At 59.3% G+C, this 13,968-nt stretch carries 14 protein-coding genes; 7 read left to right on the forward strand and 7 right to left on the reverse strand.

Annotated elements, in window-relative coordinates:
• Positions 1-82 precede the first annotated feature (82 nt).
• Both ACA079_RS14890 and ACA079_RS14895 read right to left on the reverse strand, forming a co-directional pair.
• Positions 83-1,234 (reverse strand): acyl-CoA dehydrogenase family protein, encoded by a 1,152-nt coding sequence (locus ACA079_RS14890; protein ID WP_059402381.1) that lies wholly within the window; start codon positions 1,232-1,234, stop codon positions 83-85.
• A 3-nt stretch (positions 1,235-1,237) separates the two neighbouring features.
• On the reverse strand, positions 1,238-2,344 hold the full coding sequence (locus tag ACA079_RS14895; RefSeq protein ID WP_497704114.1) for an enoyl-CoA hydratase/isomerase family protein: 1,107 nt from the start codon (positions 2,342-2,344) through the stop codon (positions 1,238-1,240).
• Positions 2,345-2,860: 516 nt separating this feature from the next.
• Between ACA079_RS14895 and ACA079_RS14900 the strand changes: the two genes are divergently transcribed.
• The 7 genes from ACA079_RS14900 (at position 2,861) to astA (ending at position 8,671) form a co-directional block, all read left to right on the forward strand.
• Positions 2,861-3,643 (forward strand): transporter substrate-binding domain-containing protein, encoded by a 783-nt coding sequence (locus ACA079_RS14900; protein ID WP_497704115.1) that lies wholly within the window; start codon positions 2,861-2,863, stop codon positions 3,641-3,643.
• 76 nt (positions 3,644-3,719) lie between these two features.
• Entirely contained in the window at positions 3,720-4,445 is a 726-nt protein-coding gene (locus tag ACA079_RS14905) for an ABC transporter permease (RefSeq protein ID WP_033054762.1), read from the forward strand.
• Entirely contained in the window at positions 4,442-5,152 is a 711-nt protein-coding gene (locus ACA079_RS14910) for an ABC transporter permease (protein WP_008155279.1), read from the forward strand. Before ACA079_RS14905 ends, ACA079_RS14910 begins: the two co-directional genes overlap by 4 nt.
• Before the next feature lie 56 nt (positions 5,153-5,208).
• Entirely contained in the window at positions 5,209-5,970 is a 762-nt protein-coding gene (locus tag ACA079_RS14915) for an ABC transporter ATP-binding protein (RefSeq protein ID WP_008155281.1), read from the forward strand.
• A 12-nt stretch (positions 5,971-5,982) separates the two neighbouring features.
• Positions 5,983-6,462 (forward strand): Lrp/AsnC family transcriptional regulator, encoded by a 480-nt coding sequence (locus ACA079_RS14920; RefSeq protein WP_095128351.1) that lies wholly within the window; start codon positions 5,983-5,985, stop codon positions 6,460-6,462.
• A 239-nt stretch (positions 6,463-6,701) separates the two neighbouring features.
• Positions 6,702-7,640, forward strand: a complete 939-nt coding sequence (gene ctlX / locus ACA079_RS14925) for a citrulline utilization hydrolase CtlX (protein ID WP_497704116.1) — start codon at positions 6,702-6,704, stop codon at positions 7,638-7,640.
• Complete coding sequence (gene astA / locus ACA079_RS14930) at positions 7,637-8,671, forward strand: arginine N-succinyltransferase (protein WP_497704117.1); 1,035 nt, start codon at positions 7,637-7,639, stop codon at positions 8,669-8,671. The genes ctlX and astA overlap by 4 nt, the downstream gene beginning before the upstream one ends.
• Before the next feature lie 52 nt (positions 8,672-8,723).
• Here astA and ACA079_RS14935 read toward each other — a convergent pair whose 3' ends face one another.
• The 5 genes from ACA079_RS14935 to ACA079_RS14955 form a co-directional block, all read right to left on the reverse strand.
• Entirely contained in the window at positions 8,724-9,608 is an 885-nt protein-coding gene (locus tag ACA079_RS14935) for an alpha/beta hydrolase (RefSeq protein ID WP_497704118.1), read from the reverse strand.
• On the reverse strand, positions 9,605-10,003 hold the full coding sequence (locus ACA079_RS14940) for a Rid family hydrolase (RefSeq protein WP_497704119.1): 399 nt from the start codon (positions 10,001-10,003) through the stop codon (positions 9,605-9,607). The genes ACA079_RS14935 and ACA079_RS14940 overlap by 4 nt, the downstream gene beginning before the upstream one ends.
• Complete coding sequence (locus ACA079_RS14945; protein WP_497704120.1) at positions 10,000-11,232, reverse strand: cytochrome P450; 1,233 nt, start codon at positions 11,230-11,232, stop codon at positions 10,000-10,002. Before ACA079_RS14945 ends, ACA079_RS14940 begins: the two co-directional genes overlap by 4 nt.
• Positions 11,233-11,234: 2 nt before the next feature.
• Complete coding sequence (locus ACA079_RS14950) at positions 11,235-12,857, reverse strand: acyl-CoA dehydrogenase family protein (RefSeq protein WP_497704121.1); 1,623 nt, start codon at positions 12,855-12,857, stop codon at positions 11,235-11,237.
• Positions 12,858-13,224: 367 nt separating this feature from the next.
• The gene (locus ACA079_RS14955; protein ID WP_497704122.1) at positions 13,225-13,932 is read right to left on the reverse strand and encodes an HPP family protein; all 708 of its coding nucleotides are present in this window, start codon (positions 13,930-13,932) and stop codon (positions 13,225-13,227) included.
• Positions 13,933-13,968: the final 36 nt, after the last annotated feature.

A 13,968-nucleotide genomic window follows, 5' to 3' on the forward strand; every position in this document is an offset into this window, starting at 1 on the left:
ACGCCATCGCGAGCAAGCTCGGCTCCTACAGGTTATGCGCAATCCTGTAGGAGCCGAGCTTGCTCGCGATGCTTTTAGGGCTTCACACCAGGTAGTGCTTCAACTCCCGAGCAATCACCATCCGCTGTATCTCGCTCGACCCTTCATAAATCTGCGTAATCCGTGCATCCCGGTAATAACGCTCCACCGGGTAATCCTCCAGATACCCATACCCGCCATGAATCTGCATCGCCGACGAACACACTTTCTCGGCCATTTCCGACGCAAACAGTTTGGCCTGTGAAGCCTCCGACAGACACGGCTTGCCAGCACTGCGCAACCGCGCGGCATGCAGGATCAACAGTCGTGCCGCGTTCAACCGGGTGTGCATGTCGGCCAACATGTTGGCGATGCTTTGGTGCTCGATGATCGGCTTGTCGAACTGCACCCGATCCCGCGAGTAGGCCAGCGCCGCTTCAAACGCCGCGCGGGCAATGCCCAACGCTTGTGCTGCAATGCCAATGCGGCCGCCTTCGAGGTTCGACAGGGCAATCGCCAGTCCTTTGCCGCGTTCACCCAGCAGGTTGGCTTCGGGGATCGTGCAGTTGCTCAGGGTCACCGCGCAGGTATCGGAGGCGCGAATACCCATTTTGTGTTCGGTGCGATCAACGATGAAACCGGCGGTATCGGTCGGCACCAGGAACGCCGAGATGCCGCGCTTGCCCAGGTCCGGATCGGTCACCGCAAACACGATGGCCAGTTTCGCCCGTTTGCCATTGCTGACGAATTGCTTGGCGCCGTTGATCACCCACTGGCCGTCGCGCAGTTCGGCGCGAGTGCGCAGGTTGTGGGCCTCGGACCCGGCCTGTGGTTCGGTCAGGCAGAAGCAGCCGATGGCCTGACCGCTGGCCAGATCCGGCAGCCAGGTCTGTTTCTGTTCTTCAGTGCCGTAGTTGAGGACCGGCCCGCAGCCCACTGAGTTGTGAATGCTCATCAGTGCGCCAGTGGCGCCGTCACCGGCCGAAATCTCTTCCACGGCCAAGGCGTAGGCGACGTAGTCGACATAGGTGCCGCCCCATTCCTCGGGCACCACCATGCCCAGCAGACCCAGTTCGCCCATCTTCGCCACCAGACCGTCGTCGATCCAGCCGGCCTTTTCCCAGGCTTGTGCGTGGGGCGCGATTTCGCCGCGGGCAAAGTCCCGGGCCATGTCGCGGATCATGACTTGCTCTTCGCTCAATTCGATATCGTGCATGGCTCAGCTCCCGCTTTGGTCAAAACCCGTGAAGAAACTCGCGACGTGCTCGGCGTCCAGCGCCTGCAAGGTCGGCGGGTTCCAGCGCGGTTTCTTGTCTTTGTCGATCAGCAAGGCGCGCACGCCTTCGATCAGGTCGCCGCGCTCGAACCATTGACGGTCCAGGTGCAGCTCAAGGGCGAAGCAGTCTTCCAGACTCAAGTGCCGACCACGACGGAGCATTTCCAGAGTCACGCCCATGGCCAGCGGTGAACGGCTTTCCAGCAGGTCGGCGGTGGTCGTGGCCCACTCGTGGCTGTCGGCGACCGTTACTTCACGCAGTTGCTCAACAATACTCGGCACATCGGGCAGGGCGAAGAAGTGATCGATGGCCGGGCGCAACGCCGCCAAAGGTGGTGCCGGCAGTTGTTGCACAGCGAGTTTCGCCAGCAGACCTTGAAGGTCCTTCAACGGCGTTTCGTGCCATTCGAGCTGATCGAGGTGTTCGTCCAGGGTGCCCAGCTTGTCGCTTTCCAGGTACCAGTCGGCCAGGCCGCAATAGAGCGCATCGGCCGCGCGAATCTGCACACCGCTGACGCCGAGGTAAATACCCAGTTCACCAGGAACGCGCGGCAGGAAATGGCTGCCACCGACATCCGGGAAATAACCGATCGCCACTTCTGGCATCGCCAGACGGCTTTTCTCGGTGACCACTCGCAAGTCGGCGCCTTGTACCAGTCCCATGCCGCCGCCGAGGACAAAACCGTCCATCAAGGCGAGTACAGGTTTGCGATAGTGGTGAATAGCGAGGTCGAGGGCATATTCCTCGACGAAGAAGTCTTCGTGCAGCGTGTCGCCGTTTTTGAAGCTGTCGTACAGCGAACGGATGTCGCCGCCGGCACAGAAAGCCTTCTCGCCAGCACCGCGCAACACCACCGCATGTACGTGCGGATCCAGTGCCCAAGCGTCGAGGTGGCGCTGCAGATTGCGCACCATGTCCAGGGTAATGGCGTTGAGGCCGGCGGGGCGATTGAGGGTCAGGTGACCGATGTGGTTGCGAACCTCGGCCAGCACTTCATTTTGCGTGGCATCCATGGACGAAGTCCGCGGAGAAGAAACCTGAGCAGTCATCACTAACTCCCTGCTTTTATTGTTCTTTATAGAGAAGCTCGCGCGCGAGCGATGCTGGATCGTAACAGTGCAAATTTGTGATGTACAACCGGGATATGTGCAGGGTTAGTTTGCGTTTTTGCCTTAAAGCAAGATCAAAAGATCGCAGCCTTCGGCAGCTCCTACAGGGTGTACGCGTTCTGAGGTAGGAGCTGCCGAAGGCTGCGATCTTTTGATCTTTGATTGCCGACGACAGAATCGGCTGTGAAAGCCCCTCGTTCAGCGCAGTTGAGCTGTCTGGACGGGGGCTTTCGACACCTGCACCGGCCTGGCAGTTGGCATTCTGACGGTCCATTTCAAGCGCTTGCGACGATGCGCCTGGAACGGACTGCACTCCGACGGCTGGCTCGACCGGTCGAAAACAACAACAAATACGGCTGCGGTGAATACCGCATCGACTCTCTGCCCCTGTCAAAAAGTGTGGTTAGGCGCAGGCGCCAGACCGCGATAAATCCAAATAATCCGGGACTCAAGAAGATGATCAACATCAAATGGCTGACCTTGCCGGTAATCGCATTGCTGTGCTGCTCCACTGGCGCCAGCGCCAAGGAATGGAAAGAGTTGCGATTCGGCGTCAACCCCAGTTACCCACCCTTTGAGTCCACCACCGCCGAGGGCGGCGTGCAGGGCTTTGGCGTGGATTTGGGCAACGCGATCTGCGCCGAATTGAAGTTGAAATGCGTGTGGGTCAGCAATGACTTCGACGGGCTGATTCCGGCCCTCAAGGCCGGTAAGTTCGATGCCATCGAATCGTCGATGACGGTGACTGATGCACGTAAAAAGCAGATCGACTTCACCGATCGCCTGTACGCCGGGCCGACCGCCATCGTCACTCGCAAGGATTCCGGGCTGTTGCCCACCGCCGAGTCGCTGCAGGGCAAGACCATCGGTTACATGCAGGGCACGATTCAGGAAACCTACGCCAAGGCCAAACTGGCACCCGGCGGCGTGAAACTGCGTGCCTATCAGAATCAGGATCAGGTCTACGCCGACCTGGTATTTGGCCGTCTCGACGCCTCGATCCAGGACAAGATGCAGGCGCAAATGAGCTTTTTGACTTCCCCTCAAGGCGCTGACTTCAAGAACAGTGAAGGCATCAGCGACCCGTTAGTGCCATCCGACATCGCCATCGGCGTGCGCAAGGACAACGAAGAACTCAAAGGCATGCTCAATGCCGCCATCAAGGCCCTGCATGACAAGGGTATCTACGCGCAGATCCAGCAGAAACACTTCGGCGATCTGGACCTCTACAACTACTGATCCTCGCGCCCCGAAGGCTGCGTCCTGGTAACAGGCGCAGCGCTTGCGCGCGGGCGCCTCAAGACAGGTGACTGACGTGAACTCCTTCCTGAATCTGATCGGGGTCGATCTCTCGGCCCTGCAAGGCTATGGCCCTTTGTTGCTGCACGGCACCTGGGTCACTCTGAAATTGTCAGCGCTCTCCCTGCTGGTGAGCATGGCGCTGGGCCTGCTCGGCGCGGCGGCGAAACTGTCGCCGCTGAAGCTGTTGAACCTGCCGGCTACCTTCTACACAACGCTGATTCGCGGTGTGCCGGACCTGGTGCTGATGCTGCTGATTTTCTACAGCTTGCAAGGCTGGTTGAGCAGCCTGACCGAGGCCATGGACTGGCCCTACATGGAAATCGACCCGTTTGTGGCCGGCGTCATCACTCTCGGCTTTATCTACGGCGCGTATTTCACCGAGACCTTTCGCGGGGCGATTCTGAGCGTGCCGCGCGGCCAACAGGAAGCCGCCGCGTGTTTTGGCCTGAACCGCTGGCAGCGGTTTCGCTTCGTGGTGTTCCCGCAAATGATGCGTTTCGCCTTGCCCAGTCTCGGCAATAACTGGCTGGTGCTGCTCAAGGCCACGGCGCTGGTGTCGATCATCGGTTTGTCGGACCTGGTCAAGGTTGCGCAGGAAGCCGGTAAAAGCACTTTCAACATGCTCGATTTCCTGCTGCTGGCAGCGGCGTTGTATTTGCTGATCACCAGCGCTTCCAACTACGTTTTGCGCGTGCTGGAACGGCGCTATAACCAGGGTGTGCGGGGGATGGCACGATGATCGAGTTGATTGCCGAATACTGGAAACCCTTTCTGTTCAGCGACGGTTACAGCCTCACCGGGCTGGCGATGACGTTGTGGCTGCTGGTGGCGAGTATTGTGATGGGGTTCTTCCTGTCGTTGCCATTGGCGATCATGCGCACCTCGCGCTGGGGATTGCTGCGCTGGCCGGTTCAGCTCTTCACTTATGTGTTTCGCGGTACGCCGCTGTATATCCAGTTGTTGATTTGCTACAGCGGGATCTACGGCATCGCGGTGGTGCGCTCGCAACCGCTGCTCGAAGCATTTTTCCGCGATGCGATGAATTGCACCTTGCTCGCGTTCACGCTGAACACCTGCGCCTACACCGTGGAAATCTTCGCCGGGGCGATTCGCAGCATTCCCTACGGTGAAATCGAGGCCGCCCACGCGTATGGCTTGAGCGGTTGGCGCCTGTACCTGCGGCTGATTCTGCCCTCGGCATTGCGCCGGGCACTGCCGTATTACAGCAACGAAGTGATCCTGATGTTGCACGCGACTTCAGTGGCGTTCACCGCCACCATTCCCGACATCCTCAAAATCGCTCGGGACGCCAACGCCGCGACCTTCATGACCTTCCAGGCATTCGGCATTGCCGGTCTGCTGTACCTCGCGCTGTCGTTCGGTCTGGTCGGAGCCTTCCGCCTGGCGGAGAAGCGCTGGCTGAGCTTTCTCGGTCCGACTCACTGAATCCCATTTTCTATCCAGAGCGGTGCCGCTTGGCGCGCCGCTCCAGGAGTGCTGACATGTACAAACTCACGGTTGAAAATCTGTACAAACGTTTTGGTGACAACGAAGTGCTCAAGGGCGTCTCGTTGAATGCACGGGCAGGCGATGTGGTGAGCATGATCGGCGCCAGCGGTTCGGGTAAAAGCACGATGCTGCGCTGCATCAACTTTCTGGAGCGCGCAGACGAAGGCGCCATTGAGCTGGACGGCGAGCGCGTCATCACGCGCCCGGGTGCCGGTGGCATGCGCGTCGCTCATCCAGCGCAATTGCAGCGTTTGCGCACGCGCCTGGCGATGGTGTTCCAGCATTTCAATTTGTGGAGCCATCTGACGGTGCTGGAGAACATCGTGCTGGCGCCGTGTCGAGTGCTGGGAATCAGCCGCAAGGCCGCGGAAGAGAGTGCGCGGGCCTATCTGGACAAGGTCGGTCTGCCGCAACGAGTGGCCGATCAATACCCGGCGTTTCTGTCCGGTGGGCAGCAACAGCGGGTGGCGATCGCACGTGCCCTGGCGGTGGAGCCGGAGATTCTGTTGTTCGACGAGCCGACCTCGGCACTCGATCCGGAATTGGTGGGTGAGGTGCTGAAGGTCATTCAGGCACTGGCCGAAGAAGGCCGTACCATGTTGATGGTGACCCACGAGATGGGGTTTGCCCGGCAGGTTTCCAGCCAGGTGTTGTTCTTGCATCAGGGAAAGGTCGAGGAGCAAGGTGACGCTACGATCCTCGACCAGCCAAAAAGTGAACGTTTGCAGCAATTCCTATCGGGTCGTTTGAAGTGAGGCAAGACGTACATGGCGGATATCCGCGATCTGTCGATCGTGCTTGATCGTATCGATCAGGCAATCATCGAAGTGCTGCGCCACGAAGGGCGCATCACTTATCAAAAGCTTTCCGAGCGTGTGCACCTCACGCCCAGGCCGTGCCTGGAACGGGTGCGCAAACTCGAACAGCTCGGGGTCATTCGTGGGTATGGCGCGATTCTCGATGAAAAGAAACTGACACCAGGCTTGTCGTTGCTGGTGTTGGTCGCGTTGTCGAACCAGAGTGGGCGGGCGGCGCAAAAGGCGTTCGAAGCCAAAGTCCGCGCCTGCCCGCAGGTGCTGGAATGTCAGTTGATCAGCGGTGCGTTCGACTACAGCTTGCGCATGCGTTGCCGGGACATGGAGCATTACCGGGTGCTGACTGAAGTCTGGTTCGATGACCCGGATTTGCACATCGACAAGTTGGTGAGCCATCCGGAATTGGCGATGGTCAAGACCACGATGGAATAGAAGCAAGATCAATATCAAAAGATCGCAGCCTTCGGCAGCTCCTACATAGACCGCGTGAAAACCCGATCCTGTAGGAGCTGCCGAAGGCTGCGATCTTTTGCTTTTCGGCGCCCGCCGATTCGGCTGGGCCACGCACGTTTTTCAGCCGTTTCCATCACGCCGCAGCCACTTATCAACCGGGTTTTTCAGCCTGCGAAACAGACAATGAGTACCTCTTAACCCTCATTGAATCTGTGCCCATGCAAACCACCAATACTGTTTTGATGATTCGCCCGACACGTTTCTCCTTCAATCAGGACACGGCGGCGAACAACCGTTTCCAGCAGCCGGCCGACGTCAGCGAAGACGTTCAGCAAAAGGCCCTGCAAGAGTTCGATGGCTACGTTGCCGCACTGCGTCACCACGGTGTCGAGGTCATGGTGCACAACGACCGCGAAGCGCCACATACCCCGGATTCGATCTTCCCTAACAATTGGTGGAGCAGCCATCCCGACGGCACCTTGGTGCTGTACCCGATGCAGGGCCACAACCGGCGTCTGGAGCGGGACAAAGGCGTGCTCGACTGGCTGCGGGACGAGTACCGGGTCGAGCAGTTGCTGGACCTTTCCAGCCTCGAACAGCAGGAAGTGTTCCTCGAAGGCACCGGCAGCATGGTTCTGGATCGTCAGCAGCGGATTTGCTACGCCGGTTATTCCACCCGCACCCATGCCCGTGCCCTGGACCAGGTGGTCAGTCATTTGGGTTACGAGCTGTGCGCCTTCAATGCGGTGGACCGCCAGGGCGTCGCGATTTACCACACCAACGTGATGATGAGTGTCGGCACGCGCCTGGCCGTGGCTTGCCTGGCCTCGGTCACTCAGCCGGCCGAGCGCCTGGCCCTGCGTAAACGTCTGGAAGATAGCGGCAAGCAGGTCATCGCCCTGAGCTGGGAGCAGCTGGAGTCCTTCGCCGGCAACATGCTGGAGGTCCACAACGCAGCGGGCGAACCCTTGCTGGTGATGTCACGCATGGCCTGGCAATCGCTGGATGCCGCGCAACGTCGGTTGATCGAAGCCTACACAACGCCACTCCCCGTCAATATCGACACCATCGAACGCATCGGCGGCGGCAGCGCGCGCTGCATGTTGGCGGAAGTCTTTCTAACCAAACATCAGGTTACCCAGGAGCAAGTGCGATGATCGTTCGTCCAGCCACACCGGCAGATCTGCCGGCACTGTTAGCCCTGGCCCATAGCGCCGGAACCGGTTTGACCACCTTGCCGGCCGACGCGGGGCGTCTGCGTCAGCGTCTGGAATGGGCGGCGAAAACCTTCGCCGGCGAGGCCGAACGCGCCGATGCCGATTACCTGTTTGTGCTCGAGAATGACCAGCATGAAGCCATCGGCATTTGCGCACTGGCCGGTGCCGTCGGCCTGCGCGAGCCCTGGTACAACTATCGACTGGGCCTGTTTGTCGCGGCCTCGAAAAACCTCGGGATCAATCAGCAGCTGCCTACATTGTTCCTCGGTAACGACATGACCGGCCATTCGGAACTGTGTTCGCTGTTTCTGCATGCCGATAACCGCAGCGGTCTGAACGGGCGCTTGCTGTCCAAGGCGCGGTTCCTGTTTCTGGCGGAATTCCGGCAGCATTTCGGCGACAAGGTCATCGCCGAGATGCGCGGGTATTCGGACGAAGAGGGCGTTTCACCGTTCTGGGAAGGTCTGGGGCGGCACTTCTTCAAGATGGATTTTGCCGATGCCGACTACCTGACCGGCCTGGGTAACAAGACGTTCATCGCCGAGCTGATGCCCAAGTTTCCGCTGCCGACCTGCCTGTTGCCGGAAGCGGCGCGAACGGTCATCGGTCGCGTTCACCCCAACACCGAACCGGCGCTGGGCATGCTCAAGGCCGAAGGATTCGAACACCGCGATTACATCGACATCTTCGACGGCGGCCCGCTGATCGAATGCGCCACCGGGGATATCCGTGCGGTGCGCGACAGTCAGGTGCTGCAACTGAGCATCGGCACACCGGGTGAGCAGGCGGCGACTTACCTGATTCACAACCGCCAATTTGCCGAGTGCCGGATAACCGCGGCACCGGCGCGGGTGGCTGCCGGGACGTTGATTGTCGATGCACAAACCGCCAAAACGCTGGGCTTGAGCGTGGGTTCATCGGTTCGGGCGGTGAGCCTGGCAGTGCCGGTCCAGCAGCAATCGGCGGCTTGAAGTGTTTCGAATGTGGTGCGGGCCAGGAAGCCTCGTCCTGGCTGACCACACTTCAACCGCGAAATTGCGCTTGCAGGGTTTGAGCGCATAACAGCAGCGCTCGTTTAGCATCATCGTGTACCGCCGGGTAGTTAATGAAACCGTGGAGCATGCCTGCGTACTCTTCGTGCTGAACCCTTACGCCGGCTTCCTTTAGCCGACGTGCATATTCGCGGCCTTCGTCGCGTAACACGTCGAATTCAGAGGTGATGACCAACGCTGGCGGTAAACCGTGCAGGTATTTCTGGCGCACCGGGGAAAGCCTGGGATCGGCGCGGGACACGCCTGGCGGCACGTAGTGCTCGATGTACCACTCGAGCATTTCTGCGGTCAGCCCATGTCCTTCGGAAAAATCTGTGTGGGAAGGGTTTTGGCCCAGGCAATCGAGCAGGGGGTAAAGCAGCAGTTGGAACATGATCAGCGGCTTACCTCGCTCACGGGCCCATTGGCATATGACCGCCGCCAGCCCACCGCCCGAACCGCCACCCGCCACCGCCATTCGCGAAGGATCCAGCCCCACAACTGGCCCCTGTTCAACGACCCATTCCATGGCTGCGCAGCAATCTTGCACCGCGGCGGGGAACACGTGTTCCGGAGGTCGGGCGTAGTCCACAGCGACCACGGCACAGCCGGCCCACTCACACATCAGCCGACAAAAGCCGTCGTGAGTGTCCAGATCGCCGGTGACCCAGCCGCCGCCATGGAAAAACATCAAGACCGGGAACGGCCCGGGGCCGGCTGGGGTGTAGAGTCGCAGCGGCAACGGCCGCCCATGGCTCTTGATCGACAGGTCGCAAACGCTGACAACCAACAACCCGCGCAATGTTGTTCTGGCGCTTTCTACGGTCAGCCCCGAATCCTGTCGGTCGGCCACGTTGTGCTCACGCGTGGCCGTCATAGTTCTATCTCGCACGCCGTTGCCTCGGTCGTGAGTTCAACCACATATTCTTTGCTGATCAGTTCGCTGACTGCCAGACACATCAATGTCGGCGGGTGGCCCTCAAAAAACTCTTTGTGCGCTTTGGCGATGTCCGGCCAGAATTTCATGCTGGTGGTGTAAATGCGGATTCCGATAATACTGCGACGATCCACGCCCAGCTGTTTGATAGAGGCTTCAATTGTCTCCAGGCAACGCAGGGTCTGCGCATACGCATTACCCGGTTTGAACGGCTTGCCCTGGTCATCGAATGCCACCGTACCGCCCATCAGGATTCGCTCACCCACCCGTATCGCCCTGCAATAGCAGGCTTCGGATTCCCATGGTGCTGCGGAAAAAACGCGTTGAATTTTCATTGCTCAACTCCTTTGCCCAAATCAATGGGTAGTTCCTTTAATCCACGAAATTGCAGGTTGTTGGTACGCCAGATCGCGGGTTTTCCGGCAATCAGGCTCAACTCGGGGAATCGCTTGAACAACGAGGTAAAAACCACTTCGGCTTCAATCCGGAACAGTGCCGTGCCCATGCAGAAATGCTCACCCCGGCCAAACGCGAGGTGATCGTTGTTCTTGCGGTTGATGTCGAAGCTGTCGGGGTTCTGGAATTTGTCGGGGTCGCGATTGGCGGAGGCGCGCATCAGGTAAACCAGGTCACCTTTTTTCATCGTGATGTCGCCGATCGTGACGTCTTCGTTGAGTACGCGATGACTGAATGAGCCGGCGGAATCGAAACGCAGCATCTCTTCGACGGCTGGCTTCATCCGTAGCGGGTCTGCCTTGAGCGCATCGAGCTGCTCGGGATGTTGCAGCAAGTGCAGCAAACCGATGCAGAGCTGGTCGGCGCTGGTGGTGTAGCCCGCGACCAGGATAAAGACGATCTGCGCCAGCACCTCATCATTGCTCGACACACTTTCCAGACTGGCCTCAAGTACCCGGCTGACCAGGTCATCCTCGGGCTGTTGGCGGCGCTGCTCGATGACGTCCGCGAAATACGCGTACATTTCCTCCACGCCTTTCAGCGCCTGCGCGGGGCCATAGTCAGGGTCCAGGTTGCCGACCAGGAAGATCAGGATGTCATCGGTCCAGTGCCTGAGTTTCAACGCGTCTTCGCGGGGGATGCCATAGAGCTTGGCCAGGACCAGCGCTGGAACACGGTTGAAAAGGTTAGCCATCAAGTCGGTTTGCGGTTCGAGCCGGGACATCGCCTCATCGGTTATGTCCTGGATACTTTGGCGCAATGATTCGATAGAACGAGGCGTAAAGGCTTTGCCCAGCAATTTACGGCTGGCGGTATGCGGACACCCATCCTGCGAATACATCCATTCGGAAGCGAGCTTGACGAACGATGCCAGTTGCGCACGTTTTTCAGGCGGAACCTGAGCATCGACCAGTTGTTGCATGCGGTTTGAGGAATAGCGTTTGGCGTCCCCCTGGGCGGCGAACACATCGCTGAACCGGGTCAGAAACCAGGCATTGAAGTGCCGACTCCAATAGACCGGATGATGCTCGCGCAGGTAGCTGTAGGCCGGGTAGGGGTCGCGAACGGTATCGCGGTTGGTGAAGTCGAGCAGCGATTGAATATCCATGTTCATTGCACCTCGTACAAAGCGGCGGTGAAGTGCTGGATGTAGTCCGGATCGTTGATCGGCGCGCTGACCAGTTCAGCGGGTGGTTCAAGCAACTTCGCCAGCAGAGCAAGCTGAGCTTCGGTGGCGTGACCGTTGAACTCGGCGCTGTCAGCAGCCAGTTCCCCTTCGCTTAACTGAGGAGCAAATACGTGGATCAGGTCCTGCAGTGTTTGCGGCGTCACCAGATGATTGCGCTCGACTTCACCGATGATCAGGTCCAGAGCCCTGGCATAGATCAGGGCTAACGCCTGGCGATGGGAAACTTCGCTCGGATCGCGACACAGCTCGACAATCTTCTTTTCAATGCGCTGGGCGACGTTGCCCGTTGGCCGCGAGGCAAATCGCGGTCGGGTCACGGCATCCCTGGCCACTTGGTAAGTCATGACACTGTTGTCGCCGGCAAACGTGATGCTGATTTCGCAATCCATACACAGCGTGACGATCTGGTTGTAATGGTGAAACCCTTGAGAACCGCAGATTTCCCGGCACATGCGCATGACATCGAGCCCCATCCAGGTGCCGACACTTTTGGCGATGGCCGCGATGATATGCAGCTCTTGGCGCTTGTCTGGTTGACCCCACATCGCTTCGAAGCGCGACAGGATCGCCTGCTCCAGTAGTTTCAGGGCCAACGCCTTCAGTTGTTCGACATACAGTCGTTGCCGAATCAGCGGTTTGGCCAGAAGCGGCTCGCTGACCAGGGCGTTTTTGACCTGTCGATGGCAGACAAAGCGGTACGCCAGATGAGCGCACAGACCCGCGCCGCCGCGAGCCGCTGCCAGAAGAAACAAACGCTCTTGAATGAACGTCTCCATGGCGCAGGTCACGCGCCGATCTCTGGGAACGCCACTGATGAACTCACCGTCATGGGTGAACCGGGCGTGCCGCTGCATCATGGCGTCCAGCGGCAGTTTCATCTGGCTGAAGCAGATGCCGGCCACTTGATTGGCGTGGATCCCGCCCTTGGGGTCGCAGGCCATGACGTTGACGCCGGGTAACAACGGGCCATTTTCCGCCTTGCGGATCGGTACCCGGAACCAATGAAGCCCCTCATCCTCGCCATCAACCCTCAATCGCGCCAACACCATCACGACCTGTGCAGCGTGCAACGCATTGCCGATCCAGAACTTGCACGCCGCAGGCGAAGGCGTGTGGAGGATCAGGCACTGATTCAGCGCATCGTGGGTGACAACGGTTTGCAAATTACGTACGTCGGAGCCGCTGTTGATCTCGGTGCAGCCAAAGGCATAGACCGCGCCCATCTCGATGACTTCCTGACGGTAACGCGCAACTTGTAGCGCATCGCCCTGAGCAAACAGCGCGTTGCCGGCGATCATGTGATCGACGATAGAGGAGAACAGCGCGTAGTCATAAGCGCCGACAATTGCTGTGCGCTCGATCACCTGTCGGAAGTCCGATTGGCGAACCTGACCGAGCCACATGTCGTTGGTCATCAGGCCTTCCTGGACGATTTTGCGCATGCGACTGATCGTCAGGTCCATGTAGTCGCGCAATGGCAGGTGGTGGCGTGTGCGTGCGTCGAACACCGGGGTTCGCAGCATTTGCAGCAGTGAGTCATTCATGAGACATCCCTCTCCTGGATTTCGAAAAAACGGTTTCGAAACCACCAGAGCCAGAGGGCTGGCGGAGCAGAGAACAGCAAAATCCTTCGAGCACGCATGACGTACTCGTTGCATTCACGAACAACAAAATACGCGAAGGATTAAGGGGTGTTTTCCTGGAAGGTGCGGTTCTGTCAAAGCGCGAAGGCAGCATCGCCACTCAACAACGTTGAGTTTTATCCATAGCCAGACTTCCTGTGTCATCGCTACTGGACAATACGGCGAACCAGACTTCGTAGTGAAAGGCAGACAACTCTATGCGGTACGCGCTTGACTCTAGTCGACGAACAAGGCCACGCATTGACCGTTGGTCGATCCCTGTGTCGGACTACACGCGGCGGGACAGGACTTCACCAATGCTGCGCCGTTTGGCATGCAACTCGCTGGCATGAATCAGCTGTTCGAGGTCTTCGGGGGTGACGTCGAAGAAGGCTTCCATGTCCGCCAGGGCCAGTTTCAGGTCCTGGGCGGTGATCGCCTGGCTGTCGGTGGGCGGGTGGTCGGCCGGCACCCTGGACACCGGTTCGCTGGCGCGTTTTGGGTAACGAATGCGCGTCAGGTTGTTGTAGGCCAGGGCGCTGAGCAGCATGGTCGATCCGCTGAGCATCACCGGGCCGAGGGCTTTCCAGTCCAGGGCAATGGTCGCCGGGTCTGCCAATACCAGCAGCAGCGCCAACGCCCCGGCCGGTGGGTGCAGGCAACGCAGCCAGCACATCAGAATCAGCGCCATGCCAGCCGCCAGGCAAGCGCTGCCGAGGGTTCGTCCGAGTACGTGAGCGACCAGCAGCGACACCACCCCCGCGCTGAGGTAGCCGCCAAGAATCGACCAAGGCTGGGCGAGGGCGCCGGAGGACACTGCGAACAGCAACACGGCCGATGCACCCAGCGGACCGATCAGGTGCTGCGCCACTTGCATGCCGAATACCTGGCTGCAGAGCCAGACGCTGAACATCGTGCCCAAGGACATGCCGATCGCGGCGCGGCTCCATTCGGAGGGGCGGGTGTTGATGGCGGCGGGAAACCAGCGAGCGAACATGAGGCAGACGATCCGTTGGCAAAAATCTATGCAAAA

It is taken from the genome of Pseudomonas sp. LBUM1645 (genome assembly GCF_059716185.1).

Coding starts and splice junctions, on each gene's coding strand:
- ACA079_RS14890 (WP_059402381.1), bottom strand. CDS start 1,234: ATGCACGATATCGAATTGAGCGAAGAGCAAGTCATGATCCGCGACATG.
- ACA079_RS14895 (WP_497704114.1), bottom strand. CDS start 2,344: ATGACTGCTCAGGTTTCTTCTCCGCGGACTTCGTCCATGGATGCCACG.
- ACA079_RS14900 (WP_497704115.1), top strand. CDS start 2,861: ATGATCAACATCAAATGGCTGACCTTGCCGGTAATCGCATTGCTGTGC.
- ACA079_RS14910 (WP_008155279.1), top strand. CDS start 4,442: ATGATCGAGTTGATTGCCGAATACTGGAAACCCTTTCTGTTCAGCGAC.
- ACA079_RS14915 (WP_008155281.1), top strand. CDS start 5,209: ATGTACAAACTCACGGTTGAAAATCTGTACAAACGTTTTGGTGACAAC.
- ACA079_RS14920 (WP_095128351.1), top strand. CDS start 5,983: ATGGCGGATATCCGCGATCTGTCGATCGTGCTTGATCGTATCGATCAG.
- ctlX (WP_497704116.1), top strand. CDS start 6,702: ATGCAAACCACCAATACTGTTTTGATGATTCGCCCGACACGTTTCTCC.
- astA (WP_497704117.1), top strand. CDS start 7,637: ATGATCGTTCGTCCAGCCACACCGGCAGATCTGCCGGCACTGTTAGCC.
- ACA079_RS14935 (WP_497704118.1), bottom strand. CDS start 9,608: ATGACGGCCACGCGTGAGCACAACGTGGCCGACCGACAGGATTCGGGG.
- ACA079_RS14940 (WP_497704119.1), bottom strand. CDS start 10,003: ATGAAAATTCAACGCGTTTTTTCCGCAGCACCATGGGAATCCGAAGCC.
- ACA079_RS14945 (WP_497704120.1), bottom strand. CDS start 11,232: ATGGATATTCAATCGCTGCTCGACTTCACCAACCGCGATACCGTTCGC.
- ACA079_RS14950 (WP_497704121.1), bottom strand. CDS start 12,857: ATGAATGACTCACTGCTGCAAATGCTGCGAACCCCGGTGTTCGACGCA.
- ACA079_RS14955 (WP_497704122.1), bottom strand. CDS start 13,932: ATGTTCGCTCGCTGGTTTCCCGCCGCCATCAACACCCGCCCCTCCGAA.